This is a genomic window from Luteipulveratus mongoliensis (assembly GCF_001190945.1).
In the GTDB taxonomy this organism is placed as follows: domain Bacteria; phylum Actinomycetota; class Actinomycetes; order Actinomycetales; family Dermatophilaceae; genus Luteipulveratus; species Luteipulveratus mongoliensis.
This window is the reverse complement of the sequence record NZ_CP011112.1, coordinates 3,351,434-3,375,389: the sequence shown is the minus strand read 5'-3', so window position 1 is coordinate 3,375,389 and position 23,956 is coordinate 3,351,434. Positions and strand designations below refer to the sequence as shown.

The window sequence follows — 23,956 nt, the reverse complement described above, 5'->3', positions numbered from 1 at the left end:
AGTCTCGCAAAGGGTGCCTCTTGTCACGGTGAGTCCAGCGCGTGCTCGCGCGCATGCCGGAACACGAGTACAAGCGCGCGAGCGCCGAGAACGAAGCCGAACAGCAGCAGCACGAAGCCGAGGAAGGCGTACAGCCGCAGGGTTGTCGTCATCATCGGCCCGGTCTCGGCGATGACCATGAGGATGCCGCCGAGGGCGCAGGCCGCGGCCAGGACCGAGACGATGACCTGCTGGGCGAGCCCGCGCACAAAGCGGCGTTCCCGGGGCGTCTCGAAGGTGCGGACCGAGATGGCGAGCCGGCCGGCCTCGAGGTCCTCGGTGACCTTCGCGAGCCGAGCGGGCAGTCGTTGCAGGACCGGCAACATGGCCACCATCTGGTCCTGGAGGTGCTCACGGAGTCCTTGCGGCGACAGCTGCTGCTGCAGGAGGGATCGACCCCTGGCTCGCGCGACCTGCACCATGTCCACGTCCGGGCTGAGCAGCGTGAGCGTGCCCTCGAGTGCGCCCAGGGCGCGGAAGGCGGCGGCGACCTGCGGAGGTACGGACAGGTCGTGCGCCAGCACCACGCGCAGCATCGCCACGAACATCTGGCTGCTGCGTCCCGGGGCCGCGCCGACGGCGTACCGCATGATCAGGGCGCTCACGTCCCGTTCGAGCCGGCGCTCGTCGAGGTGCTCACCACGGTCGAGCAGGTCGACCAGGGCATGCGTCGCGGCAGCACCGTCCTGCCGGTCGACCGCGAGCAGCAGCAGGGCGAGCGACTGTCGCGCGCCACGATCGAGCCGTCCCACGGAGCCGAGGTCGAGCAGCCCGAGGCGCTCCTGCTCATCGATGAAGACGTTGCCGGCGTGCAGGTCGGCATGGAAGACACCGCTGCTGATGACCTGGTCCAGGACCGAGCCCAGCAGGTGCTCCGCCAGGTCGCGGCGAGTCTGGTCGGAGAACGTCGCGAGCAGGTCCGCAGCGGACGAGAGCGGGAGGCCGGGCATCCGTTCCATCACGAGCAGCCGCTCGGAGCACCAGGCGGGGTAGGTCTGCGGCACCCGGACGCGAGTGTCGCCGGCGGCGTCGAGCGCGGCCTGGAGGGCGTAGACGTTGCTGAGCTCGGCGGTGTAGTCGAGCTCTTCGTCCAAGGACTCGGCAAAGCCGTGGGCCAGGTCGCGCGCACCGACCCGGCGCGCCCACTCCGTGCGCCGGTCGAGCCAGCGGGCGAGCCGCAGCACGATGTCCAGGTCAGCGGTGACCTGCGCCCTGGCGTCGGAGCGCTGCACCTTCACCACGACCTCGCGGCCGTCGGCGAGACGAGCGCGGTGCACCTGCCCGACCGAGGCCGAGGCGAACGGCGTCTGGTCGATCTCCGAGAAGACCTCGCCGTGCGGCCGTCCGAGCTCGGTGTCCAAGGTCTGCTGTACGACGCTCCACGGCTGCGGGGGCACGTCGCTGTGCAGCCGGGACAGCTCGCGGACGAAGGCCGCGGGCAGCACGTCCGGACGGGTGGACAGCATCTGCCCGAGCTTGACGAACGTCACGCCACCCTCGGTGAGCGCCTCGCGCAGCGCGCGCGCCGTGTCCGATCCAGGCGACTCGGAGGTCCGGCCGCGACGGAAGTAGCGGGACAGCCCGTGTCGCGTGGCGATCCGAACGATCTGGACGTAGCGACGGGTGCGACGCCAACGAGCCGGCAACCCTCGCACCCAATCGATCGGGTTGGGCAACGAGCCGGTCGGCACCAGGGCCTCGAGGATGACCAGGAGGGCGACCTCAGCGACGATCACCCACGAGATCAGCAGCCCGCTGACCAGTGCGGTCTGAGCCGCTTCAACGGTGTTCTGAGCCGGATTCCGTTGCAGGCTCAGCGGACCCGACGCCCAGTCGAGCAGCGACGGGACGCTCGCGTTGACCATGAGGCTGAGCAGGATGGCCCGCGGCCAGCCCACCGGCGCACCCAGCAGCCGACGAGCGATGAACGCGATGATGACGGCGTTGACCAGAGAGGCCAGGCCGACCAGTAGTCCCACGTCTGCTCCTCATCACGTTGATGTCCCCGCCAGACCCTAGATGAGCAGGGGTCCCCGCAGGCTGCCTCGCTCCCGGCGGGGATCGGGATCCCGCTCAGGAGGGATCAGTCGCTTTCGGCAAACGGTGTTCGAGCTGGGTCGGTGACCACCTACCCTCTTCGAGGACGCACGCTCGAGCGGGGGAGGTCACGTGCGCAAGGGAACAAACAGGACCACACGTCTGGCGATGCTGGCGACGCCGGCGGTGGTGGGGGCGATGATCCTCGGCGGCTGCTCGGACCTCACGGGCGGCGGGGACAGCGACAACCAGGCATTCTCGTCACCTCTGCCGGCTGCGACTCCGAGTGCGTCGAGTACGCCGACGCCCACCTTGGGCCTCCAGTCCTCAGGCGAGACGAGCACTTCCAGCACCACACGGCGCCCATCAACCACCCGTACGCCGTCCACCTCGTCGAGCACGTCGACCAAGGCGGTCCGCAAGGACAAGTCGGGCACCAAGGGCCTGAACCCGGACCTGGCCAACGCGCTGATCAAGGCCCGCCAGGCAGCGGCGCCCGCCGGCGTACGACTGCACGTCACCTCGGGATATCGTCCGGCGTCGGTGCAGGAGAAGCTGTTCCAGGAAGCCGTGCGCAAGTACGGCTCCGAGAAGGAGGCGCGCCGTTGGGTGCTGCCGCCCAAGGACTCCTCACACGTGCAGCGCCGCGCGATCGATGTCGGTCCGCGCGCCGGCGCCCGCTGGCTGGAGCTGCATGGCGCGAAGTTCGGGCTGTGCCGCACCTATCGCAACGAGTGGTGGCACTTCGAGCACGTCGGCAAGGGCGGCAGCTGCCCGCCGATGTATCGGGACGCCGCGCAGGCCGCGGGCTACTGAGCTCTCGCGTCCAGCGAAGGCTTAGTAGACGAGGACCGGGGTGCCGACGGAGGCACCCCAGGAGTCCCAGATCCAGTTCATCGTCGCGTTGGTCACCCGGACGCAGCCGTGCGATGCGGGGTGGGGCGGCACTGAGCCGGAGCCGTGGACGGCGATGCCGCCGTTGAAGTACTTCGGCCGCCACATCGAGCCCAGCTCGAGGGTGGACTCGTGCATACCGTTCTCTTCCTTGTAGACCGAGAAGTTGCCGCGGTCGGTGCGCGCGACGTACTTGGTCTCCTTGCCGGTCTTCTTGTCCTTGACCGTGAATGTCTCGCCATTGCCTGACGAGGCGTTGATGATGGCCGTCAGGTGTCCGCCGTCGACGGCGAGCAGGAGCTGGCGGGCGATGTCGATCTCGATGACCCTGCCCGAGCTGGTCCGCGGGTGCGGCACGGCACCGCGGACGAGCGCTGTTCGAGTCGTGGCGTCGATCTTGCCGGTACGTGAGATGCCCGCAGCCTTCTGTAACGCCCAGACCGCCTGCTTGGTCGAGCCACCGAACTCACCGTCCGGGGTCGGGATCCAGTAGCCAAGCTCCTTGAGCCGTGTCTGAGCGGCCTGTACGCCGGGGCCCTTGGACCCGACAGCGAGGACTTCGGTGCTCGTGGCCAGGTCCGCTGACCCGGTCGAGGTGGGACTGGCCGTCGCAGTCGACGTGCTCGAGGTGCTCGTCGAGGTGCTCGGCTTGATCAGCGGCGTCATGCCGACGACTCGTTCGAGGTCGGTCGATGTCGGAGACGGCGTCGTACTGGGGCCCGCCAGGCCCGGAGTCGTTCGTGCCGGCGCTGGTGTCGAGCTCGCCTGACTCGTGGAGTCGGCCTGCTTCGCGGGGTCTGCCCCACAGCCCGCGACAGCTAGCACAGCGACAGCGATGGACAGAGCCGCAGCGGCGCGAGCCGTCGGCGACGTGGTTCGAATGCGCATGAGTTCCTCCCGACACAGACGCACCCCGCCGTAGGCGGGGAACTTCCCGATCATGAATGGAAGACGCTTTGAGAGGTCGATTGACGCGCGATTGATCCGCTGCCGTGTCCAGATCGTGACCGACGCTGGTTATCAAATATGAGAAGATTTGACCATGGCAGCTATCACCACGACCGAACGTGCCCGATCCGCGGCCTGGGTCGACAGGCTCGTCGAGAAGTCTGGTTTGACCGCCACTGAGGTCGCAGAGAAGGTCGGGACGTCTCCGTCCCGTCTATCGGCCTACCGGAGCGGCGACACGATCCCGTCCGCGGTCATGGTGATGCGGATGATGGATATCGCCGGTCGTGTGCTGCCCTCCAACGGGACACAGTGGGCCTCGGCGGATGAGACCACCGAGGCGGTCGAGCGCGACTACAAGGACCACCCGAGCGATGCCCTGCGCTGGCTCCTTCAGGGCAGAGACCAGCTGCTGTCCGCACCCCGGAGTCAAGCCCGGCTGTTGTGGGACGAGCGTGTCAGTGAGCTCACTGATGATCGATGGGAGACTTTGATGCGCGTCATCACCGCTGTCACGTTCAGGAAAAAGGGTCTCGAACCGCCCGCTTGGGCCCAACCTCAGCGAGTCAGCCCGGACTGGACCCCGCTGACCAGGATCTCGATTCGACCCAGCGACCCGATCGACCCGGACCTTGCGCAGTTCGGCATCCAGATCCGAGCCAAGGACCTGGTCACGCTGTGAGTCGTGAGCTTCCGCCTGACGAGATCAGAGACCTCCTTGCCGACCTCGGAGACCGGCTTCAGGATCAAGACATCCACGCCACCGTGTACGTCGTAGGCGGCGCGGCGATCGCCTTACGCCACTCACGGTCGCGTACGACGCAGGACGTCGACGCGGCGATCGAGCCAGAGCGGGAGGTCCTGGCGATTGCCAGGGACATAGCGCAGGAACGCGATCTGCCGCCGAACTGGCTGAACTCATCCGCCGGCCCCTACATTCCTCCCCGCGCGATGGACGGCGTCCATGCTGAGCAGCTCGGTGGCCTCACCGTTCAGATCGCTCCCGCGGAGCATCTCCTGGCCATGAAGCTTGCCGCCGGCCGCGAACGTGACATCGACGACCTGCTCCTCCTGGCCGACGAGCTCGGCATTACCACCGCGGAGGAAGCGGTCGACGTCGTCGCGCAGGTCTACGACGTCGGCCAGCTCGAGATGATCGTTCCTGACGGTCTGGCCGAGATCCGCTACTTCGCAGAGCATCTGACGGTCCGGCGCGACCGAGAGGTCAACGAACCACAGCTCAAGGGCGATGAGTCAGCCATGAGCGAACGACTGAGCCGGGCTCGAGAGTCCAAGCGACTGCCTGCGGAGCCTTCAGTTTGGCGGGGCCATGGAGATCGTGCCCCGCATCGTCGCGAGCCTGGGCTCGAGCGAGACCGCTGACTCTCAAGACGTGGTCCTGCGGCGATCCTTGAGAGGCCCTGCAGCCTCGAACCGATTCAAGGATTCGGGCGCCCGCGTGCTAACGTCTGGCGTCGCTGAGGCGGTCGTAAGATCGACTCGGAGCACACCTTGTCCGGGTGGCGGAATGGCAGACGCGCTAGCTTGAGGTGCTAGTGCCCTTTAACGGGCGTGGGGGTTCAAGTCCCCCTCCGGACACCAGTCAGATCGCGCGAGCGGCCAGCAACATGGCCGCTCGCGCGATTGCTTTCTAGGGGTGGATCAGCCGCGCCCGATGCAGCCGGCCGCGGGTCGGGACGTAGGGCTCCCACAGCAGCGGCATCCCTGCCTCCTCGGGTGTCCGGTCGCCCTTGACCTGATTGCAGTGGCGATGCGCCGCCACGGCATTCATCCAGGAGGTGGCGCCGCCCCGCGAGCGCGGCTGGATGTGGTCCATCGTGTCCGCGCCGGGGAGGCCGCAGTACGCACACCGGCCGTCGTCGCGAGCCAGGACACCTTCGCGCGAGTAGGCGGCCTTGGTCTTGGCGTACTCCCACCGGCGTACGACGTAACGGATGAGGCGCAGCACCTTGGGGCGAGCGTACGGCCCGAAGGTCTCACCCTCGACAGCCTCGTGGATCTCGGCAACACGTCGGTGCAGCATCGTGATGGCGTGCTTCAGCGGCACGGTGTGCAGGAACGTCTCATCGGCGTTCCAGACGGCGACCTGCGTCATGGCGGCTCACCTCCTCGCGGTCGTGTGAGCGTCGCTGAGCCATAATCTGCCGGAATCGGCCTCGTGCCAAGCGGAATTGACGTCGAGATCCTCTGCCAAGCATGGCCGATGCGATCGCGGCGCGCGATCAGCGCCTTCTCCCACGTAGCGTTTGGCACGTGCGGCTCATCCGACAGACAGCTCTCGTCCTGGTCCTGATCGGGCTCGCGGGATGTGCCGATTCTGGGACCGAGACCTCCCAGACAACGCCGCCCACCCGGGCGACTTCTTCGCCGCCGCGGCCGGCCCCGACTCCGTCACCGACCACCGCACCTCGTCCGACCGGTCCGTTCATCGCGTCGGTGGTCTGGACGAAGCGCGATGGCCGGCGAGCGTTGTCAGTGACGCCGACGGCTGCGCTTCGGTCCTCAGCGACGCGCGACGTGGCCGATGCTGCGTGGCGCGAGGTCGTCGCGAGAGTGCCCTCCGCCGACACGCGTGGCATGGCTGACCAGCTCGCCTGTCACGTGCTCTTCGTCCCGGAGAAGTTGCATTTCTACCTCGAGCCCTGGCGGCCCGCTGTCGGCTACGCCAATACCGTTGCGGCACAGTGCAATCCGGGCGACATCCGGGACCCCGACCAGCCGTAACCCCGCCAGCCGTGACCGTGCTCGATCAGTCGCTGACGCGGATGACGACCTTGCCGAAGTTGTCGCCGCGCAGCATGCCGCGGAACGCCTCGACGGCGTGGTCCAGACCGTCGACGATGTCCTCGCGATAGGTCACCTCGCCGGACGCCACCCACGCTGACATGTCCCGGACGAAGGCGTCCGTCTGCGTCGGAGCGAACTCGGTCTGGATGAACCCTCGGACGGTGAGGCTCTTGCGCAGGATCGTGCCCATCAGCGCGCCCGAGCGGTCCGGACCCTCGGGCAACGACGTGGCGTTGTAGCCCGCGACCAGACCGCAGAGCGGCACCCGCGCGTAGGTGTTCAGCCGCGGCAGTACGGCGTCCCAGACGGCTCCACCGACATTCTCGAAGTAGACGTCGATCCCGTCCGGAGTTGCCGCGGCGAGCTGCTCGACGAAGTCCGGCGCGCGGTGGTCGAGCGCGGCGTCGAAGCCGAGCTCCTGCAGGTACGCGACCTTCTGCGGCCCACCGGCGATGCCGACCGCACGTGCGCCCTTGATGCGCGCGATCTGGCCGACGGCGGAGCCCACGGGACCCGTCGCGGCGGCCACGACGACCGTCTCATCCGGCTTCGGCTGCCCGATCGTGAGCAGGCCGGCGTACGCGGTGAAACCGGGCATCCCGAGCACGCCAAGCGCGGTGGAGACGGGAATGCTGCCCTTGGGGTCCAGCCGGCGCAGGTAGCGGACCCGCTCGACCGAACGCGTCTGCCAGCCGCCATAGCCGAGCACGAGATCGCCGGCAGCGAGCGAGTCGTCGGCCGAGTGCACCACCCGAGACACCGTGGCGCCGACGACCGTGCCGCCGATCGGGACCGGCGCTGCGTACGACGGCGCATCGCTCATCCGGCCGCGCATGTAGGGATCCAGCGAGAGATACAGGGTGTCCAGCAGAGCCTCGCCCGGGCCTGGGTCAGGGAGGTTGACGGTCTCGGTCCTGAAGTCCTCCTGCGTGGGCTCACCGTGCGGCCGGGACGCGAGAACGATGCGGGTCGTCTGTGCCATGCGGCCACTCTCCGGGAGGCAGCCGATCCGAGCAACTGTCGGTGCCCTACGCCACACTGACGACGTGCTTCTGTACGACGTCGTAGACGCCTCCGCGCGGGTCGGCGCCACCCGTTCGCGCACCACCAAGACCCAGGTCATTGCCGAGCTCCTGCGGACTGCGCCTGCGGACGAGGTGGAGCTGGTCACTGCCTACCTGTCGGGCGTGCTGCCGCAGCGACGCACCGGCGTCGGGTGGCGCGGTCTCGCGCAGCTCCCCGACCCCGCGCCCGCCGCTGCGTTGACGGTGACAGCCGTCGACGCGGTGATGCGGCGTCTCACCGAGACGGCCGGCGTGGGTTCGACCGCTACGCGCGCAGCGCTCGTCCGGGAGCTGTTCGAATCGGCCACGGAGCCGGAGCAGGGGTTCCTGCGTGGGCTCATGACCGGCGAGATCCGCCAGGGCGCTCTCGACGGCGTGATGCTGGCGGCGATCGCCGAGGCCGCTGAGGTGCCGCAGGCCTCGGTCAGGCGTGCGGTCATGCTCGCCGGGTTCGCCGGCCCGGTGGCCGCGGCAGCACTGACCGGGGGACAGGCCGCGCTGGACCAGATCACGCTCGAGGTCGGCAGGCCGCTGCGGCCGATGCTGGCCGGATCGGCCGCAGATGTGAGCGCGGCCGTGGACACCTTGCCGGCCGACGTGCCGTTCGCGGTGGAGTGCAAGCTCGACGGCATCCGCGTCCAGGCTCACAAACGAGGTGACCAGGTCAGGCTGTTCAGCCGCAGCCTGGACGACGTCACCGAGCGGCTGCCCGAGATCGTCGACGCCGTCGCCGCGCTGCCCGCCGAGTCTGTCGTGCTCGACGGAGAGGTGATTGCGCTACGCGCCGATGGCTCACCTCATCCGTTCCAGGTGACCGGCGCTCGTACCGCCAGCTCGAAGGACCCGGCCGAGCTGCGGCGTACGACGCCGGTCACGCCGTGGTTCTTCGATCTCCTGCACGTGGACGGGCGGGATCTCATCGATGCGCCTGCGCACGAGCGCATTGCGGCCCTGGTCGGTCTCGTCCCGGAATCCATGGTCGTACCCCGGTTGGAGACCCAGGACCCGGCTCAGGCGCAGGAGTTCTTCGACCACTGGGTGAGCGAGGGCCACGAGGGCGTCGTGGTCAAGGACCTGTCGGTGCCGTACGCCGCGGGTCGGCGTGGCGCCGGCTGGGTCAAGGTCAAGCCGCGTCACACGCTCGACCTCGCCGTACTCGCGATCGAGTGGGGGAGCGGCCGGCGCAAAGGACTGCTGTCCAACATCCATCTCGGCGCCCGCGATCCCGAGACCGGCGGCTTCGTGATGCTGGGCAAGACGTTCAAGGGCATGACCGACGAGATGCTCGCCTGGCAGACCACGCGCTTCACCGAGCTCGCGACAGACCTCGGGGACTGGGTGGTCACAGTGCGGCCTGAGCAGGTCGTCGAGATCGCGTTCGACGGCGTACAACGGTCCTCGCGCTACCCGGGCGGGATGGCGCTGCGGTTCGCCCGCGTGCTGCGTTACCGCGACGACAAGCGGGCCGAGGAAGCCGACACCATCGACCAGGTCCGCGCACTTCGCGACTGGACCTGAGGGGCCCCTCAGCGCTGTCGGACTCCGTGGCAGAGTGGATGACATGGCCGACAACTCTCAGACCGACCAGACCGTGACACCCGAGGACGAGGTCGTCCGGATCTGTCAGGACCTGATCGGGATCGACACGAGCAACTACGGCGACGGCAGCGGTCCCGGCGAGCGCAAAGCCGCCGAATATGTCATGACCGAGCTCACCGAGGTCGGCCTGGACCCGGAGCTGTTCGAGAGTGAGCCCGGGAGGGCGAGCGTCGTCGTACGCATTGAGGGCGAGGACTCCTCACGAGGCGCACTCGCCGTGCACGGTCACCTGGACGTCGTACCCGCCAATGCTGAGGACTGGCAGGTCAATCCGTTCGGTGCAGAGATCAAGGACGACTGCGTCTGGGGCCGCGGTGCGGTGGACATGAAGGACATGGACGCGATGATCCTGTCCGTCGTCCGCGACCTCGCGCGCACCGGCAAGAAGCCGCCGCGCGACCTCGTGATCGCCTTCCTCGCGGACGAGGAGGCCGGGGGAGTCAAGGGGAGCCACTGGCTGGTCGACCAGCACCCGGACCTGTTCGACGGCGTGACCGAGGCGATCAGCGAGGTGGGCGGCTACAGCGTCACCTTCCCGGACAAGAACGGTCAGGACCAGCGCGCCTACCTCCTCCAGACGGGCGAGAAGGGCATCGCCTGGCTGCGCCTGACGGCGCACGGTCGTGCGGGCCACGGCTCGGTCCCCAACGACGAGAACGCCGTCGTACGACTGGCTGCGGCGATCGCGCGGATCGATGCGCACGTGTGGCCGCGTGAATACATCGGCTCCGTGCGCCAGCTGCTCGACGGCCTGTCCGACCTGACCGGTGTCTCGTACGCCGACGACGACGCCTCGGACCTGCTGCAGCACCTCGGCGGTGCGCGGGGATTCGTCGAGGGCACCCTGCGTGACACCTCGAACTTCACCATGCTGGACAGCGGCTACAAGCACAACGTCATCCCGCAGAGTGCGAGTGCGTCACTGGACTGCCGATTCCTCCCGGGCCACGAGGAGGACCTGATGGCCACGATCCGAGAGCTGGCCGGTGAGCACGTCGAGGTGACGATCGTGCATCGTGACATTGCGCTGGACTCGCCGTTCGAGGGTGCCCTGGTCGACAAGATGAAGGGTGCGCTGCTGGCCGAGGACCCGGGCGCGGCGATCCTGCCGTACTGCCTCTCCGGCGGCACCGACAACAAGGCACTCAAGAAGCTCGGCATCACCGGCTACGGGTTCGCCCCGTTGCGGCTGCCCGCCGATCTCGACTTCGCTCCGATGTTCCACGGCATCGACGAGCGAGTTCCGTTGGAGTCGTTGAAGTTCGGGGCTCGTACGCTGCAGCGCTTCTTGGCGGACTGCTGACCGACGTCGTCGGGCGCCCCTAGGCAGTGCGCTGGACGCGGATGATCTTGCGCCGCAGCCAGACACGCCGGTGGCCGCCGAGGTAGAGGCGGGTACGCGCCAGCTCCCAGTGCCCGTACTCAGCGTGCTCGGTCAGCACCTGACGGACGTCGGTTCGGGTGGCGTCCCGCGGGAACGTGAGGACGCGGTACTCGTACTGGATCATTGCTGCCTATTCTGCGACACATTCGCTACCGTCAGCGTCATGACGGATGACCCGCGTGCCGCACTGTCCGCGCTCGTAACTGCACTTGAACGGCACCTGGAGTCCGCAGCATCGCGGCGCGGGGAGAACGACCCGACCGTGGTGGCTGCGTATCGAGACGTCGCCGACGCGTTCGAGACCTACGACGACGCCCTGATGGACACCTACGGCGAGGTCACGCCGCTGGAGATCTATGCCGGCGACGAGGAGGACTTCGATGATGACGAAGACGAAGACGACGACGAGGACTTCGAGGACGATGACGACGAGGGCTCGGAGTACTCCGGGCTCGACGACGAGGAGTACGACACCGAGGAGAAGCCGGCCAACGCTCCGACCTGAGCTGATCGCCTCCTGACGATCGGGGGGTCATCTCGTGCCTTCTAGGGCGCGGGACGACCCCCCGATTGCGTCAGGCGGAGACCTCGTCGAGAGCCTGGATGACCTGGTCGGGCACGGCGAGCTCGGTCGCCTTGAGTGCCGAGGTCAGCTGAGCCAGGGTGCGGGCGCCGATGACGGCGCCGCTCACCTGCGGCCGTCCGGTCAGCCAGGCGAGGGCGACCTCGCCCGGGCTGGCGCCGAGGCCGTCGGCGGCCGTGCAGACGGCCTCGATGACCGCTCGTGCGTGCCCGTCGAGATAGGGCTCCAGGAGCGCTGGCCGTCCTGCGGCGCGCGAGTCAGCAGGGACGTTGTGCCGGTACTTGCCGGTGAGCGCTCCGCGCGCCAGAGGTGACCAGGCCAGCAGTCCGATGCCGAGTGCCTCGGCGGCCGCGACGGTCTCGTGCTCGGCGTCGCGGCGAAGCAAGTTGTACTCGATCTCGTTTGCTACCAACGGAACTCGAGCCAGCTCGAGCAACGAGTACGCCCGCGCCATCTGCCACGCGAGGTAGTTGGACACTCCGACGTAGCGCGCGCGACCGGATGTGACCGCCCATTCCAGGGCCGACAGCGTCTCCTCCAGGGCCGGTTCGTCGCTCCAGGTGTGGACCAGCCACAGGTCGACGTGGTCGGTACGCATCCGGCTGAGTGAGGTGTCCAGCTGGCGCATGAGTGCACCACGCGAGGTGTCCACGACCCGGTCCCCGCTCGTACGCGAGATCCCGGCTTTCGTGATGATCGTGACGTCCTCGCGAGGGATCACGTCGCCGATGAGCGCGCCGACGATCTCCTCGGTCTGACCGAGGCCGTAGCCGTGGGCGGTGTCGATCGTGGTGCCGCCGGCCTCCGCGTAGGTGGTGAGGTGCTCGCGCGCGGAGTCGACGTCGACGTCGGTGCCCCAACCGAGCGTGCCCAGGGTGAGCGTGGAAACACGGAGGCCCGACCGGCCGAGGGGAGTGTGACGCATGAGGCGCAACCTACCGACTGGACGGGAGGTCCGGGTGCGTCGGGATAACGTCGGGCCATGCGACTTGGGCTGATGGTGGGCTACTGGGGTTCGGCGAAGGACGCGCAGGCGTCGGCTCCGCGCGAGCTGGTCCAGGAAGCCGAACGATGCGGCTACGACGTCGCCTGGGTGGCCGAGGCGTACGGCTCGGACGCGCCGACGATCCTGGCCTGGCTGGGGGCGCAGACCGAGGGCATCGACCTCGGCAGCGCGATCATGCAGATCCCTGCGCGCACACCGGCCATGACGGCGATGACGGCGAGCACGCTGGACACCCTCACCGATGGCCGGTTCCGCCTCGGTCTCGGCGTGTCGGGCCCGCAGGTCAGCGAGGGCTGGCACGGTGTCCGGTTCGCCGATCCGCTCGGCCGCACGCGTGAGTACGCCGAGATCGTGCGTCGGGCGCTGAGCCGGCAACGCCTGGAGTACGACGGTGATCACTTCACGCTCCCGTTGCCCGACGGGCCGGGCAAGGCCCTGCACCTGACGACGCGTCCCGTACGCGAGCACATCCCGCTCTACCTGGCCGCGATCGGGCCCAAGAACCTCAAGCTCACCGGAGAGCTCGCCGACGGGTGGCTCCCGGTCTTCTACATGCCCGAGCACGCCGGTGACCTGCACGACGCAATCCGCGCGGGTCGGCGTACGGCTGACCTCCCGGACACGCTGGACGGGTTCGATATCGCGCCGAGCGTGCCGGTGAGCCTGGGCGATGACCTGGACCAGGCGTACGACCGGGTCCGTCCGTATGCCGCGCTGTACGTCGGTGGCATGGGTTCGGCGAAGCAGAACTTCTACAACCGGCTGGCTGTGAGAGCGGGATTCGGTGAGGAGGCGGAGCGGGTGCAGCAGCTCTACCTCGATCGCAAACCGCGCGACGCAGCGGCCGCTCTCTCGCGCGAATTCCTTGACGCGACAGCGCTGGTCGGCGACCGGGCGCGGATCGCCGACCGGATGCACCGCTACGCCGAAGCTGGCGTCACCACGCTCTGCGTCGCGCCCTACGGGGACGACCTCGAGCAGCGGCTGCGCACCGTCCGGGCGATGGCCGAGCTGCTGGAGCAGGAAGGCCTCGCGGACTGACCGGTTGAGCGAAAAGGCGTACTTATTGCAGTAAGTACACCTTAGTGTGGCAAGCATGAACCTGACCGAGCGCGAACAGCAGGTCGTCGAGCTGCTCCGACGGGACCCGATGATCGGGTCGGCGGCGATGGCCGAACGGTTGAGCATGACCCGGGCCGCGGTCAACGTGCACCTTTCCAACCTCGGCAAGAAGGGCGTCATCCTCGGCCGCGGCTATCTGCTGAGCGAGCAGCCCGGTGTCGTCGTGATCGGCGGTGCCAACGTCGACCTCAAGGCGCGCAGCGGTGCCAAGGCGACACCGGGGACCAGCAACCCCGGCCATGCGTCGATGTCGTCGGGCGGCGTGGGCCGCAACATCGCGGAAAACCTGGCCCGCCTCGGCACCCGTACGCACCTCATCGCCGCCGTGGGGCGGGACCCTTTCGGCGACACCCTGCTGGCCGAGACCGCCGCGGCGGGCGTACGACTGGACTACGTGCACCGCACCGACCTGCCGACCGGCACGTACGCCGCTGTGCTGGACGCCGACGGTGAGCTGTTGGTCGCGGTGGCCGACATGAGCGCCACCGACGCCCTCGCCCCCGAGCACCTCGGTGCCGGCCGGGACGTCATCACGACCGCGGGCGTCGTGGTCCTCGACGGCAACCTGGCTGCACCGACGTTCGCGCACGCGCTCGGCCTCGCCACTGCAGCGCAGGTGCGGGTGGTCGTCGAGCCCGTCAGCGTGGCCAAGGCCGGGCTCCTCGCTCCTCATCTGGTCGCCGGTCAGGTGGTGTTCGCCGTGACGCCCAACCGCGACGAGCTGGCCGCCCTGACCGGCCTGCCGACACGGACCGAGCGCCAGCTGAGCGCGGCGATCGGCGATCTGCACGCTCGCGGCGTACAGCACGTCTGGGTGCGTCTCGGAGAGGGCGGCTCGGTCCTGGCTTCCCACGACGGCACGACGACGCGCATCGCCGCACCGACGACGGAGGTGCAGGACGTCACGGGCGCGGGCGACGCGATGCTCGCGGGCTTCTGCCACGGGCTGCTGGCGGGCGACGAGCTCGCCGTGGCCGCTCGGCTCGGCCAGGCGGCGGCCACCCTGACCGTCGCGTCCACCCACACCGTCCGTCCCGACCTCACCGACCGGCTGATCCGCTCGGCCCTCACCCAGGAGCACGCATGACGCCGCACCCTTCTCTCACCGTCACCGACGAGGTGGCGCAGGCGTTGCGAGACAGTCGCCCAGTGGTGGCGCTCGAGAGCACGATCATCAGTCACGGCATGCCCTACCCGCAGAACGTCGCCATGGCGGTCGAGGTCGAGGCGATCATCCGTGAGGAGGGCGCGGTGCCCGCGACGATCGCGATCCTCGACGGACGGCCTCGGATCGGCCTCGGCTCGGACGATCTCGAGCTGCTGGCCACCAGCGACGCCGTGAGCAAGGTCAGCGTGCGGGACATCCCGACGGTCGTCGCAGCCGGCGGTCACGGCGCGACCACCGTCGCCGCCACGATGCGACTCGCCGCGCTCGCCGGGATCCGGGTGTTCGTGACCGGGGGGCTGGGTGGCGTACACCGAGGAGCAGAGCGGACTTTCGACGTCAGCGCGGACCTCACCGAGCTGTCGCTCACCGACGTCGCCGTCGTCTCGGCCGGCGTCAAGAGCATCCTCGACATCGGCCTGACGCTGGAGACGCTGGAGACGCTGAGCGTTCCCGTGCTGGCCTACGGGACCGACGACTTCCCGGCCTTCTTCTCGCGCCAGAGCGGCCACCGTGCACCGGCGCGCGCCGACGCCCCCGAGCAGGTGGCGGCTGTCATGGCCGCGAAATGGGACCTCGGTATCGCCGGCGGGTTGGCCGTCGTCAATCCGATCCCCGAAGCCGACGAGATCCCCGCCGGTGAGATGGACGCGACCATCGAGCAGGCGCTGGCCGACCTCGACAGGCTCGGTATCCACGGCAAGGACGCGACGCCGTACCTCCTCGGGAGGATCGTCGAGCTCACCGGCGGCACCAGCCTGGTCGCCAACATCGCCCTCGTGAAGAACAACGCGCGGCTGGGCGCCCGGATCGCGAAGGCGTACGCGGCAGGCTGAGTCCGCGGTCAAGACGTGACGTACGTCACGACCGCACCTGTCACAGGAGCGGTCTGGGCGGCATCCCATCTACGACCGATCGGACTCACGCAGGAGGCAGGTATGAAGGTCGTGGTGGTAGGCGCCGGTTACGCAGGGACGCTCGCAGCGAATCGACTGGCCAAGAAAGCCGAGGACGTCGAGATCACGGTGGTCAACCCACGCCCTGAGTTCGTCGAACGAGTACGACTGCACCAGCAGGTGGCCGGGTCCGGCACCGCGGCGACACCGCTGGTGAATGCCCTCCAGGAGGGCATCGCGATGACGATCGGCGAGGTCGACAAGGTGGGGGAAGGCTCTCTGACGCTGACCGATGGCGAGAGCCTCGACTTCGACTACCTGTTCCTTGCGGTGGGCAGCACGGTCACGCCGATGCCCGGCACGATCCCGGTCGGGACCTGGGAGGGGGCCGAGCAGGCCCGCGCGGCCATGGCCGAGCTGGCGGAGGGCAGCGTCGTCACCGTCGTCGGCGGAGGACTGACCGGGCTCGAGACAGCGTCCGAGATCGCCGAGGCCCGCCCGGACCTGGAGGTACGGCTCGTGGCGGGGACGATCGCCGCGAGCCTGTCGGCCGGGGCTCGTGAGCGGGTGCATCGGGCGCTCGACCGGCTGGGTGTCGAGGTCTTCGAAGAGACCGTCGCCGAGGTGGACGCCATCCCCGGAGAGCATGACGTCCTGACGCTCGGCTCCGGGGCGATGCTGGACTCAGACCTCACCCTGTGGGCGATCGTGTCGAGCAGGGCAGACCTGCCCGGACGCAGCGGCCTTGCGGTCAACGCCGAGGGTCGCGCGATCGTGGACGAGTACCTGCGCAGCGTGACCGACCCGCGGGTCTTCGTCGTCGGTGACTGTGCCGCCGTTCCTGGCATGCGGATGGCGTGTGCGACGGCCGCGCCCCAGGGTGCTCATGCCGCGGATACGTTGGCGCGCATGATCTCCGGAGCCCGGCCCAAGCCGTACTCGATGGGATACGTCGGGCAGAACGTCAGTCTCGGTCGGCGCGATGCCGTGGCACAGGTGTGCCGACGCGATGACTCGCCGCGACGCTTGTACGTCTCTGGCCGGCTCGCGTCGCTCGTCAAGGAAGTCGTCTGCCGCTACGCGGCCTACGGGCCGCGGACCGCCCGTTACGTCTGGCTGCCGGGGGCACGGTGACTGCCGAGGAGTTCACGAGTCACCGACCGCTGCTGTTCTCGATCGCCTACGAGATCCTCGGCTCGGTGACAGCGGCCGAGGACGCCGTGCAGGACTCGTACCTGCGCTGGCAGTCGGTCGATCAGACAACGGTGGAGCACCCGCGGGCCTACCTCGCGAAGATCGTTACCCGGCAGGCGCTCACGATGCTGCGGGCGGCGTCCCGCCGGCGGGAGGACTACGTCGGCCCCTGGCTCCCCGAGCCGATCGAGACGTCCCCGGACAGCGTCGACCACGTCCTGACCGGCGAGGCCGTGACGACGGCGATGATGCTCGTGCTGGAGACGTTGAACCCGACTCAGCGTGCGGTGTTCGTGCTCCGCGAAGTGTTCGCCTTCAGCTATCCCGAGATCGCGGCCGCGGTCGACAAGACCGAGGCAGCCGTACGCCAGATCAACCATCGCGCCCGTGAGCGCGTGCACGAGCGACGGCAGACAGCGGTCGCCACGCCGGCCGAGGCACAGATTGTCGCGGAGCGGTTCATGGCGGCCGCGGCCACCGGCGACATCGACGGGCTGATGAAGGCGCTGGCCCCGGATGTCGTCTTCATCGGGGACGGTGGCGGCGTCGTCACGACCGTACGACGGCCGGTCGAGGGCCAGGAGAAGGTCGCGCGGCTCGTCCTCGGGCTGCTCACCAAAGGCGCCGGGATGGGCGAGATGGACATCCGGGTCGGCGTCTACAACGGCATGCCGGCCGTGGTCGTACACCTGGACGGCGTGATCGACCAGGTCACCTCGATGGAGGTCCGCGGCGACCGCGTCACCGCGATCTACTGCGTCCGCAACCCGGAGAAGCTCACGTCCGTGGGCGGACCCAGCTAGACCGTCAGAGCCAGCCAGACTTCTTGAATGCTCGGTAGATGAACACACAGCCGACGACGATGAACGCGAGCACGACGAAGTAGCCGTAGTAGTACTCCGAGCCGCCGATGTCGAAGGAGGCCGTGAGCTCTGGCATGCCGGAGAAGTTCATGCCGTAGATGCCGGCCACCATGGTCGGGAACGCCGCCACCGCCACCCAGGCCGAGATCTTGCGCATATCGCCGTTCTGCTGCACCGACACCTGCGCCAGGTGGGCGTTGAGCACGTCGGTGAGCAACCGGTCGTAGGTTTCGATGTGGTCCACGACCCGCAGCAGGTGGTCGTTGATGTCGCGGAAGAACGGCAGCGCCTCCTTCGGGAGCAGCCCGGCCTTCAGCATGCGCATGAGCGGCTCCACCAGGGGCAGCGCGGCTCGGCGGGTCTCCAGCACCTCACGTTTGAGGGAGTAGATCTCCTGGACGTTGGTGGTGCGGTCAGCCGAGAAGACGTCCCGCTCGATGCGGTCCAGGTCATCGGCGAGCTCGTCGTCGATGCGCATGTAGTTGTCGACCACAGCGTCCATCACGGAGTAGAGCACCGCGACCGGGCCGTGCGCGAGCAGCTCGGGCGCATGCTCCAGGGCCGCCCGGACGGGAGCGAGGGGAGCGGGCTCGCCCCGGCGTACGGTCACCGCGAAGCGCTCGCCGATGAAGAGCATCACCTCGCCGGTCTCCACGTCCGAGGTCTCCTCGACGTAGCTCAGCGTCTTCATGACGACGAACAGGTTGCCGTTGGGATAGCGCTCGACCTTGGGCCGCTGGTCGCCGGTGACGGCGTCCTCGACGGCTAACGGATGGAGGTCGAGCTCGTCCTTGACCAGGTCGAACTCCTCCAGAGTCGGGTCCTTGAGCCCGATCCAGAGGAACCCGGCCTTCTCCTTGTGCAGCTGGTCCAGCTCGTCGCTGAGATCCCCGCACTGGAGTCGCTTGCCGTCGCGATAGACGGCCTGGTCCACGATCACTGGCCTATGTCACCACGCCCGGCCCTCCAGCGCACGCACCCGTACAGTGACCGAGTGCCCACCGTCCTCCTCATCCGCCATGGACGTACGACCGCAAACACCTCCGGTGTGCTCGCCGGCTGGTCCGAGGGCGTCGGTCTCGACGACACCGGACAGCAGCAGGTCGAGGGCGTCGCACAGCGGCTGCACGACCTTCCGCTCGTGCGCCTCGTCTCCAGCCCGCTCCAGCGCTGCCGGGAGACGGCTAGCGCCCTCGTGAGCGGCCGCGAGCTCGAGGTCGTGACCGAGGACGGACTGGGGGAGTGCCGCTACGGCGCCTGGACAGGACACTCGATCAAGGACCTGGCGCAGGAGCCGCTCTGGAAGATCGTGCAGCAGCAGCCGTCCGCAGTCACCTTCCCGCCGTCACCCGACTTCGAGAACGAGTCGATGGCCCAGATGCAGGCCCGAGCCGTGGCAGCCGTACGACGGATCGACGCGCAGGTGGAGGCCGAGCACGGCGCTCGTGCGGTCTGGGCAGCCATCTCGCACGGCGACATCATCAAGGCGGTGCTGGCCGACGCCCTCGGTACGCACCTCGATCTCTTCCAACGGATCACCGTCAATCCGGCGTCGGTCTCGGCCGTGCGCTACACCGAGAGCCGGCCGTTCGTCGTACGCACCAACGACAACGGCGCCTCGATCGAGGACCTGCGGCCGCCGACCGAGGAGCAGGCGCGGGCGAGCGATGCGACCCCTGGCGGCGAGACCGGCGCTGCGGATTAGGCTCGGTCCATGCCCGTCATCGAGTACGACCGACCGGACCGGTTCATCTCCGGCACGGTCGGTCCGCCCGGCCAACGCACCTTCTTCCTGCAGGTCTCTCAGGGCCGTAGGGTCACCTCGGTGTCCCTGGAGAAGCAACAGGTCGAAGTGCTGGCCGATCGCGTGAACGAGCTGCTCGATGAGGTCGGCGCGGCCGCGGACGCACCGCCGGCGCCGGAGGACAACGCTCCGCTGAGCACGCCGATCGAGGACGAGTTCCGTGTCGGCACCTTGAGCCTCGCGTGGGAGGAAGCGCGGCACGCGGTCGTCATCGAGTGCCACGACGGTGAGGTGCAGCTCGAACCCTCCGAGGAGGGCGACGAGCTGGTCGAGGTCACCCAACCGGACTCCTCCGTGCTGCGCGTCATCGTCGGGCCGGCCGACGCCCGCGAGTTCGCCCGGCGCAGCCTGGCCGCTGTCGCGCAGGGCCGACCGCCCTGCCCGTTCTGCGGTGGCCCGCTCGACACCGAGGGTCACATCTGTCCGCGCGCCAACGGCTACCGCCGCTGAGCGGTGGACATCGAATCTGTCCTCGCGACCGGCGAGGTCGAGGTCGAGGGCCAGCTCGTTGAGGCATCCAACCTCGCGCTGCGGGTCTGGGTCGACGCGGCCGACGAGCGAGTTACCGCGGTCTACAAGCCGATTCGCGGCGAACGTGATCTGTGGGACTTCCCGGACGGGACGCTGGCCGGACGCGAGCTCGCGACCTACCTGATCGCTCGGGCGGGTGGCTGGACCCACATCCCGGAGACCGTCCTGCGCGACGGCCCCCTCGGACCAGGCTCGGTGCAACGCTGGGTCGGACCGCTGGAGCCCGAGGACGCGATCTCACTGGTTCGGTTGGACCCGGTGGCGGACCTGGCGGAGGGCTTCCTGCCGATCGTGGCGCTGGAGCTGCAGGACGACGGCCCGGTCGCGCTCTCGCACGCCGACGACCCGCGACTGGCCTCGCTCGCGGTGCTCGACATCGTCATCAACAACGCCGACCGCAAGGGCAGCCATCTCATCGAGGACGGTGACCAGCTCTGGGCCATCGACCACGGCATCACCTGCCATGCCGAGCCCAAGCTGCGCACGATCCTCTGGGGCTGGGCCGGTGACCCGCTGCCGGAGGATGACCGTGGCCGGCTGCAACGCCTGGCCGCGGCGCTCGCGGACGGCTCGCTCGCCGCTGACCTCGCCCCTGTCCTGACTGAGGACGAGGTGGATGCGCTCAGCAACCGGGTCGACAGGCTGTTGCAGCGTGGAACGTTCCCGGTGCCACCGGCGGGCCGGACGCCCCTCCCGTGGCCTCTCTGGTGACGCCGTAGGCTGCCCGCTGTGAAGTCATGGTCCTCGCCTGTCCTGCCCGAGCTCCCTGGTCAGAGCGGACCACTGACCCTCTTCGACACCGCGTCCCAGCAGGGACGGGCGGTGTCTCCCGAGGGCACTGCGCGGATGTACGTCTGTGGCATCACCCCGTACGACGCCACGCACCTGGGCCACGCGGCCACCTACGTCACCTTCGACCTGGTCAACCGCGCCCTGCGGGCGGCGGGCCACGACGTCCACTACGTGCAGAACACCACGGACATCGATGACCCGCTCCTGGAGCGCGCCGAGCGTGACGGCGTTGCGTGGCAGGACCTGGCGACCTCGGAGATCCAGCTGTTCCACGACGACATGACCGCGCTGCGAGTGCTCGCGCCGGACCACTACGTCGGGGTCGTGGAGACCATGCCTCAGCACGTCGAGACGGTGACGCGCCTGCTCAGCTCAGGCGCGGCGTACGCCCTGGCGGTGGACCCGTCGGAGGCCGGGCAGGAGGGTGTCCAGGACATCTACCTAGACCTGGCGCAGCAGCCGTCCTTCGGTGAGGTGTCGCACTGGTCTCGTGAGCAGATGATGGACGTCTTCGCCGATCGTGGAGGCGACCCGGACCGCGTCGGCAAGCACGACCAGCTCGACCCCCTGCTGTGGCACGGAGTGCGACCGGGGGAGCCGTCCTGGGACGGCGGCGCGGCCGGGCCGGGCCGCCCGGGCTGGCACATCGAGTGCACGACGCTGGCGCTCAACCTGCTCGGTGACGGGTTCGACGTGCAGGGCGGCGGGAGCGACCTGATCTTCCCGCACCACGAGATGAGCGCGGTGCAGGCAGCCGCGCTGACCGGTCACACGCCGTTCGCGCAGGTCTACGCCCACCAGGGCATGGTCGGTTACGACGGCGAGAAGATGAGCAAGTCCAAGGGCAACCTCGTCCGCGTCTCCGACCTGCGGCGCGATGGCATCGACCCGATGGCCGTACGGCTGGTCCTGCTGGCGCAGCACTACCGCACCGACTGGGAGTACACCGACAGCCTGCTCAAGCAGGCGAGCGAGCGTCTCGAGCGCTGGCGCGACGCCATCGCGGCCGACCGTGGTCCGGCGGCCGAGCCCGTGGTCGAGGCGATCCGCGGATTCCTGGCCGACGACCTGCACAGCGAACGCGCGCTGGAGGTCGTGGACGCCTGGGTCGCCGAGGCGGGTCGCGAGTCCGAGACGCATGTCGACGGTCCCGGTCAGCAGCTGTCGGCCGCCCTCGACACCCTGCTCGGCGTTCGCCTCTGACCTTCAGCGAGCTGATCAACCGTCGCGGGTCAGGACTGCGAGAGCGCGCAACGGGATCGTCGGACTGCTGATTCTCAGCCGTCCCCTGACGCGGATCGCACGGTTGCGGGGTAACGACGCTCACGAAGCGTCATCGAAGAGCACCTGAGCCCGGTCTAGAACCTCGGCGACGGCTTTTGGTTGATCCTCAGGCAGGAGCGAGAATCGAATCCTTTCGACGTCGTTCAGCATAGTTGCGAGTTTTCGCTCGCCATCTGGACTGGCGTTATGGAGGCGGAATACTAGGCGATGGAATTCGTCCTGGATAGATTCAACGTCAACGTCTGCGTCGGCCTCGCGCAGTCGACGGCGAACGCTGCGAAGGTCCTCTGCTGGGTTTCCTTCATTCACTTGGTGATCACCGTCACAACTCGTCCCTGTGGGCTAAGAATAACTTCCAAACTACCCCCATCATGAATAGTGTTGCCGTTGACTTGCGTCTCCCCTTTGGTGTTCATGATGACGTCCTCAATATAACGCGGCGCGACTCCCCGCCCGTAGTCGCCGCCCACCTGGCGAATTTCGGGCATACCGCCAGTCTTCCCACCCTCGCCTGGACCTGGGTGAGGTGAATAGCGCATACCGCTGGGCTGCATTCGGTCTACGGCGTGTCTAGAGTAGAGGCGGTCACCGATCTGCGCGTAGGATTTACCGTCTACGGTTACCTTTGGGTAATTCGGCCACGATGTCCAGAATCTGGGCCCGGTAACGTCGACGACGTTTTCTGTTGCTCCGATGCTCTTAGCGGTTCCGAATGGGTAGCGTGCCCGAAGCCAGGAACCGACCGGCGCCGACTCCGTCCCGGCGCCCACGCCGGCGAACAGCAGGAGTGTGGGTACGGCGCCGGCTTGGGTGTTCGTGGTGCCGTCGGCTTGGTATCGCCACGCCTGGTTGGTGGCGACGTGCTTGGTGGTGGGGTTGGAGCTGGCGGCGCCCCCCAGGCTGATGAGTCCGCCGAAGGTGGACTGGGCGGTGCCTTGGACGAGGCGTACGGGGCCCTCCGCGGTGGAGCGGACGAAGCCTCCCAAGGCGGAACCAATCGACTTCAATCCCCACTTGCCGTGGGCGGTGGACGTGGCACTGAGTGGGCCGAGCGTGGACAGGTCGGTGGCGGGTTTGGTTGGTGGTGGGTAGAGCACCGCCCACGCCACGGTGCCATCAGCACGGACGACATCGGTTGGTGAGTCGGTGCGGGCTTTGGCCAGGGCGCCCCAGGCTTGGTCTTTGGTGGCGCCGGTCGCGGGCAGCCCGGTCTGACCGAACGCGGCCAGCACCTTTTGCGCGACCTGCGCATCCGTGAGGGTCTCGGTGCCAGGGACCAGGACCGTTCCGATGTCGTGCAGCTTGCCCAACAACGCAGTCTTCGCGGTGTGCACGTCACTCCGGGCGCCGCCTGCCATGTTCCGGTTGTGGTTGGCTGCCTGCGTCGCACGCGTGTCCGCGGTGACATCGGGTTTGCCGTTCTTCTCGGCTCGGTCGGCGACGTCCGCGGCGTGCTGCGCCGCGCCGGCGTAGCGGGCGATGTCTTGTTGCGCGGTCCGTAGCACCGTCGCGTACCGGTGCAACGCACCACTGGCCCCCGTCAGCGCGGTCGCCAACGTCTTGAGGTGGATCTGCATCCCCGCACCGGCGTCGGTGAAGTCGTTCTTCCGCGGACCGGTCCACCCCCGCGTCGCGGTCACCATCCCCGACTCGGCACGCTTCAAATCGCTGGTGCCCAACGACGTACCCAACGACCCCAACGTGCGCGCCGCCCGATCCAGGCCGTCCGGATCACCAGGCGGGATCTCAAACCCCGAATCCGCACTCACCTCAGTGACCCATCGCGCTCCGCAGATCGACAGCCGGTCGACCTCGTCGTCGTATTCGGTTGGATCTCAACCATCGTCTGCCCCCCAACGGTCCAACACGTGCCAGGCGCGATGCTAAGGGAGCGGTACGACGTGTGGACGTCTCCCGGGTCAATGAACTTCGGGCCTGTCCAG

General features: G+C 68.5%; 24 protein-coding genes and 1 tRNA gene. 17 read left to right on the top strand and 8 right to left on the bottom strand.

Translation table 11 applies throughout. The features are described from left to right. Positions 1 to 23: 23 nt before the first annotated feature. The gene (locus VV02_RS16060; protein WP_052593067.1) at positions 24 to 2,018 is read right to left on the bottom strand and encodes an ABC1 kinase family protein; all 1,995 of its coding nucleotides are present in this window, start codon (positions 2,016 to 2,018) and stop codon (positions 24 to 26) included. A gap of 190 nt (positions 2,019 to 2,208) precedes the next feature. Here VV02_RS16060 and VV02_RS26070 point away from each other — a divergent pair, with 190 nt between their 5' ends. Then, on the top strand, positions 2,209 to 2,892 hold the full coding sequence (locus tag VV02_RS26070; protein WP_218917426.1) for a M15 family metallopeptidase: 684 nt from the start codon (positions 2,209 to 2,211) through the stop codon (positions 2,890 to 2,892). Positions 2,893 to 2,913: 21 nt separating this feature from the next. Here the strand turns inward: VV02_RS26070 and VV02_RS16050 are convergent, their stop codons facing one another. Next, positions 2,914 to 3,858 carry a L,D-transpeptidase family protein gene (locus tag VV02_RS16050; RefSeq protein WP_083450562.1) on the bottom strand — a complete coding sequence of 315 codons (945 nt, stop codon included), beginning with the start codon at positions 3,856 to 3,858 and terminating at the stop codon, positions 2,914 to 2,916. A 154-nt stretch (positions 3,859 to 4,012) separates the two neighbouring features. Here VV02_RS16050 and VV02_RS16045 point away from each other — a divergent pair, with 154 nt between their 5' ends. The 3 genes from VV02_RS16045 (at position 4,013) to VV02_RS16035 (ending at position 5,520) form a co-directional block, all read left to right on the top strand. Next, the gene (locus VV02_RS16045) at positions 4,013 to 4,600 is read left to right on the top strand and encodes a helix-turn-helix domain-containing protein (protein ID WP_052593062.1); all 588 of its coding nucleotides are present in this window, start codon (positions 4,013 to 4,015) and stop codon (positions 4,598 to 4,600) included. Next, positions 4,597 to 5,301, top strand: coding sequence for a DUF6036 family nucleotidyltransferase (locus tag VV02_RS16040; RefSeq protein WP_052593060.1), 705 nt, complete (start codon positions 4,597 to 4,599; stop codon positions 5,299 to 5,301). The genes VV02_RS16045 and VV02_RS16040 overlap by 4 nt, the downstream gene beginning before the upstream one ends. A 131-nt stretch (positions 5,302 to 5,432) precedes the next feature. Next, positions 5,433 to 5,520, top strand: a tRNA-Leu gene (locus VV02_RS16035). A gap of 49 nt (positions 5,521 to 5,569) precedes the next feature. On the opposite strand, the gene VV02_RS16030 is transcribed toward VV02_RS16035, so the two are convergent. Further along, positions 5,570 to 6,034, bottom strand: coding sequence for an HNH endonuclease (locus tag VV02_RS16030; protein ID WP_052593058.1), 465 nt, complete (start codon positions 6,032 to 6,034; stop codon positions 5,570 to 5,572). 158 nt (positions 6,035 to 6,192) lie between these two features. On the opposite strand from VV02_RS16030, the gene VV02_RS16025 reads away from it, so the two are divergent. Further along, positions 6,193 to 6,663 carry a DUF2599 domain-containing protein gene (locus VV02_RS16025; protein ID WP_218917425.1) on the top strand — a complete coding sequence of 157 codons (471 nt, stop codon included), beginning with the start codon at positions 6,193 to 6,195 and terminating at the stop codon, positions 6,661 to 6,663. A gap of 25 nt (positions 6,664 to 6,688) precedes the next feature. Here VV02_RS16025 and VV02_RS16020 read toward each other — a convergent pair whose 3' ends face one another. Continuing rightward, a complete protein-coding gene (locus VV02_RS16020; protein ID WP_052593054.1) occupies positions 6,689 to 7,708 on the bottom strand; it encodes an NADP-dependent oxidoreductase in 1,020 nt (339 codons plus the stop codon). A 64-nt stretch (positions 7,709 to 7,772) separates the two neighbouring features. Between VV02_RS16020 and VV02_RS16015 the strand changes: the two genes are divergently transcribed. Both VV02_RS16015 and VV02_RS16010 read left to right on the top strand, forming a co-directional pair. Continuing rightward, entirely contained in the window at positions 7,773 to 9,308 is a 1,536-nt protein-coding gene (locus tag VV02_RS16015; protein ID WP_052593052.1) for an ATP-dependent DNA ligase, read from the top strand. A gap of 43 nt (positions 9,309 to 9,351) precedes the next feature. After that, positions 9,352 to 10,692: a M20/M25/M40 family metallo-hydrolase gene (locus tag VV02_RS16010; RefSeq protein WP_052593050.1), complete on the top strand. Its 1,341-nt coding sequence runs from the start codon at positions 9,352 to 9,354 to the stop codon at positions 10,690 to 10,692. A 19-nt stretch (positions 10,693 to 10,711) separates the two neighbouring features. Here the strand turns inward: VV02_RS16010 and VV02_RS16005 are convergent, their stop codons facing one another. Beyond that, the gene (locus VV02_RS16005) at positions 10,712 to 10,897 is read right to left on the bottom strand and encodes a DUF5703 family protein (RefSeq protein WP_052593048.1); all 186 of its coding nucleotides are present in this window, start codon (positions 10,895 to 10,897) and stop codon (positions 10,712 to 10,714) included. A gap of 39 nt (positions 10,898 to 10,936) precedes the next feature. On the opposite strand from VV02_RS16005, the gene VV02_RS26450 reads away from it, so the two are divergent. Beyond that, the gene (locus VV02_RS26450; RefSeq protein ID WP_052593046.1) at positions 10,937 to 11,278 is read left to right on the top strand and encodes a hypothetical protein; all 342 of its coding nucleotides are present in this window, start codon (positions 10,937 to 10,939) and stop codon (positions 11,276 to 11,278) included. Positions 11,279 to 11,348: 70 nt separating this feature from the next. On the opposite strand, the gene VV02_RS15995 is transcribed toward VV02_RS26450, so the two are convergent. Then, positions 11,349 to 12,281 (bottom strand): aldo/keto reductase, encoded by a 933-nt coding sequence (locus VV02_RS15995; protein ID WP_052593044.1) that lies wholly within the window; start codon positions 12,279 to 12,281, stop codon positions 11,349 to 11,351. Between the two features lie 57 nt (positions 12,282 to 12,338). Here VV02_RS15995 and VV02_RS15990 point away from each other — a divergent pair, with 57 nt between their 5' ends. From VV02_RS15990 to VV02_RS15970, 5 genes are all read left to right on the top strand, one after another. Then, a complete protein-coding gene (locus VV02_RS15990; protein WP_052593043.1) occupies positions 12,339 to 13,403 on the top strand; it encodes an LLM class F420-dependent oxidoreductase in 1,065 nt (354 codons plus the stop codon). A gap of 55 nt (positions 13,404 to 13,458) precedes the next feature. Further along, on the top strand, positions 13,459 to 14,571 hold the full coding sequence (locus VV02_RS15985; RefSeq protein WP_052593041.1) for a carbohydrate kinase: 1,113 nt from the start codon (positions 13,459 to 13,461) through the stop codon (positions 14,569 to 14,571). Continuing rightward, positions 14,568 to 15,485, top strand: coding sequence for a pseudouridine-5'-phosphate glycosidase (locus VV02_RS15980; RefSeq protein ID WP_052593039.1), 918 nt, complete (start codon positions 14,568 to 14,570; stop codon positions 15,483 to 15,485). The genes VV02_RS15985 and VV02_RS15980 overlap by 4 nt, the downstream gene beginning before the upstream one ends. Positions 15,486 to 15,587: 102 nt before the next feature. Next, positions 15,588 to 16,679, top strand: coding sequence for an NAD(P)/FAD-dependent oxidoreductase (locus VV02_RS15975; RefSeq protein WP_052593037.1), 1,092 nt, complete (start codon positions 15,588 to 15,590; stop codon positions 16,677 to 16,679). After that, the gene (locus tag VV02_RS15970; RefSeq protein WP_052593035.1) at positions 16,676 to 17,542 is read left to right on the top strand and encodes an RNA polymerase sigma-70 factor; all 867 of its coding nucleotides are present in this window, start codon (positions 16,676 to 16,678) and stop codon (positions 17,540 to 17,542) included. Before VV02_RS15975 ends, VV02_RS15970 begins: the two co-directional genes overlap by 4 nt. Before the next feature lie 4 nt (positions 17,543 to 17,546). Here VV02_RS15970 and VV02_RS15965 read toward each other — a convergent pair whose 3' ends face one another. Then, a complete protein-coding gene (locus VV02_RS15965; protein WP_052593033.1) occupies positions 17,547 to 18,542 on the bottom strand; it encodes a magnesium and cobalt transport protein CorA in 996 nt (331 codons plus the stop codon). 54 nt (positions 18,543 to 18,596) lie between these two features. Here VV02_RS15965 and VV02_RS15960 point away from each other — a divergent pair, with 54 nt between their 5' ends. The 4 genes from VV02_RS15960 to mshC are packed head-to-tail and all read left to right on the top strand — an operon-like array spanning position 18,597 to position 21,932. Then, on the top strand, positions 18,597 to 19,307 hold the full coding sequence (locus VV02_RS15960; RefSeq protein WP_052597107.1) for a histidine phosphatase family protein: 711 nt from the start codon (positions 18,597 to 18,599) through the stop codon (positions 19,305 to 19,307). Positions 19,308 to 19,316: 9 nt separating this feature from the next. Then, on the top strand, positions 19,317 to 19,856 hold the full coding sequence (locus VV02_RS15955; RefSeq protein WP_052593031.1) for a DUF3090 domain-containing protein: 540 nt from the start codon (positions 19,317 to 19,319) through the stop codon (positions 19,854 to 19,856). 3 nt (positions 19,857 to 19,859) lie between these two features. Then, positions 19,860 to 20,648, top strand: a complete 789-nt coding sequence (locus VV02_RS15950; RefSeq protein WP_052593029.1) for an SCO1664 family protein — start codon at positions 19,860 to 19,862, stop codon at positions 20,646 to 20,648. A gap of 18 nt (positions 20,649 to 20,666) precedes the next feature. Then, positions 20,667 to 21,932, top strand: coding sequence for a cysteine--1-D-myo-inosityl 2-amino-2-deoxy-alpha-D-glucopyranoside ligase (mshC, locus tag VV02_RS15945; protein WP_052593027.1), 1,266 nt, complete (start codon positions 20,667 to 20,669; stop codon positions 21,930 to 21,932). A 386-nt stretch (positions 21,933 to 22,318) separates the two neighbouring features. Here mshC and VV02_RS15940 read toward each other — a convergent pair whose 3' ends face one another. Beyond that, entirely contained in the window at positions 22,319 to 23,692 is a 1,374-nt protein-coding gene (locus VV02_RS15940) for a hypothetical protein (RefSeq protein ID WP_157063426.1), read from the bottom strand. Between the last annotated feature and the right edge of the window lie 264 nt (positions 23,693 to 23,956).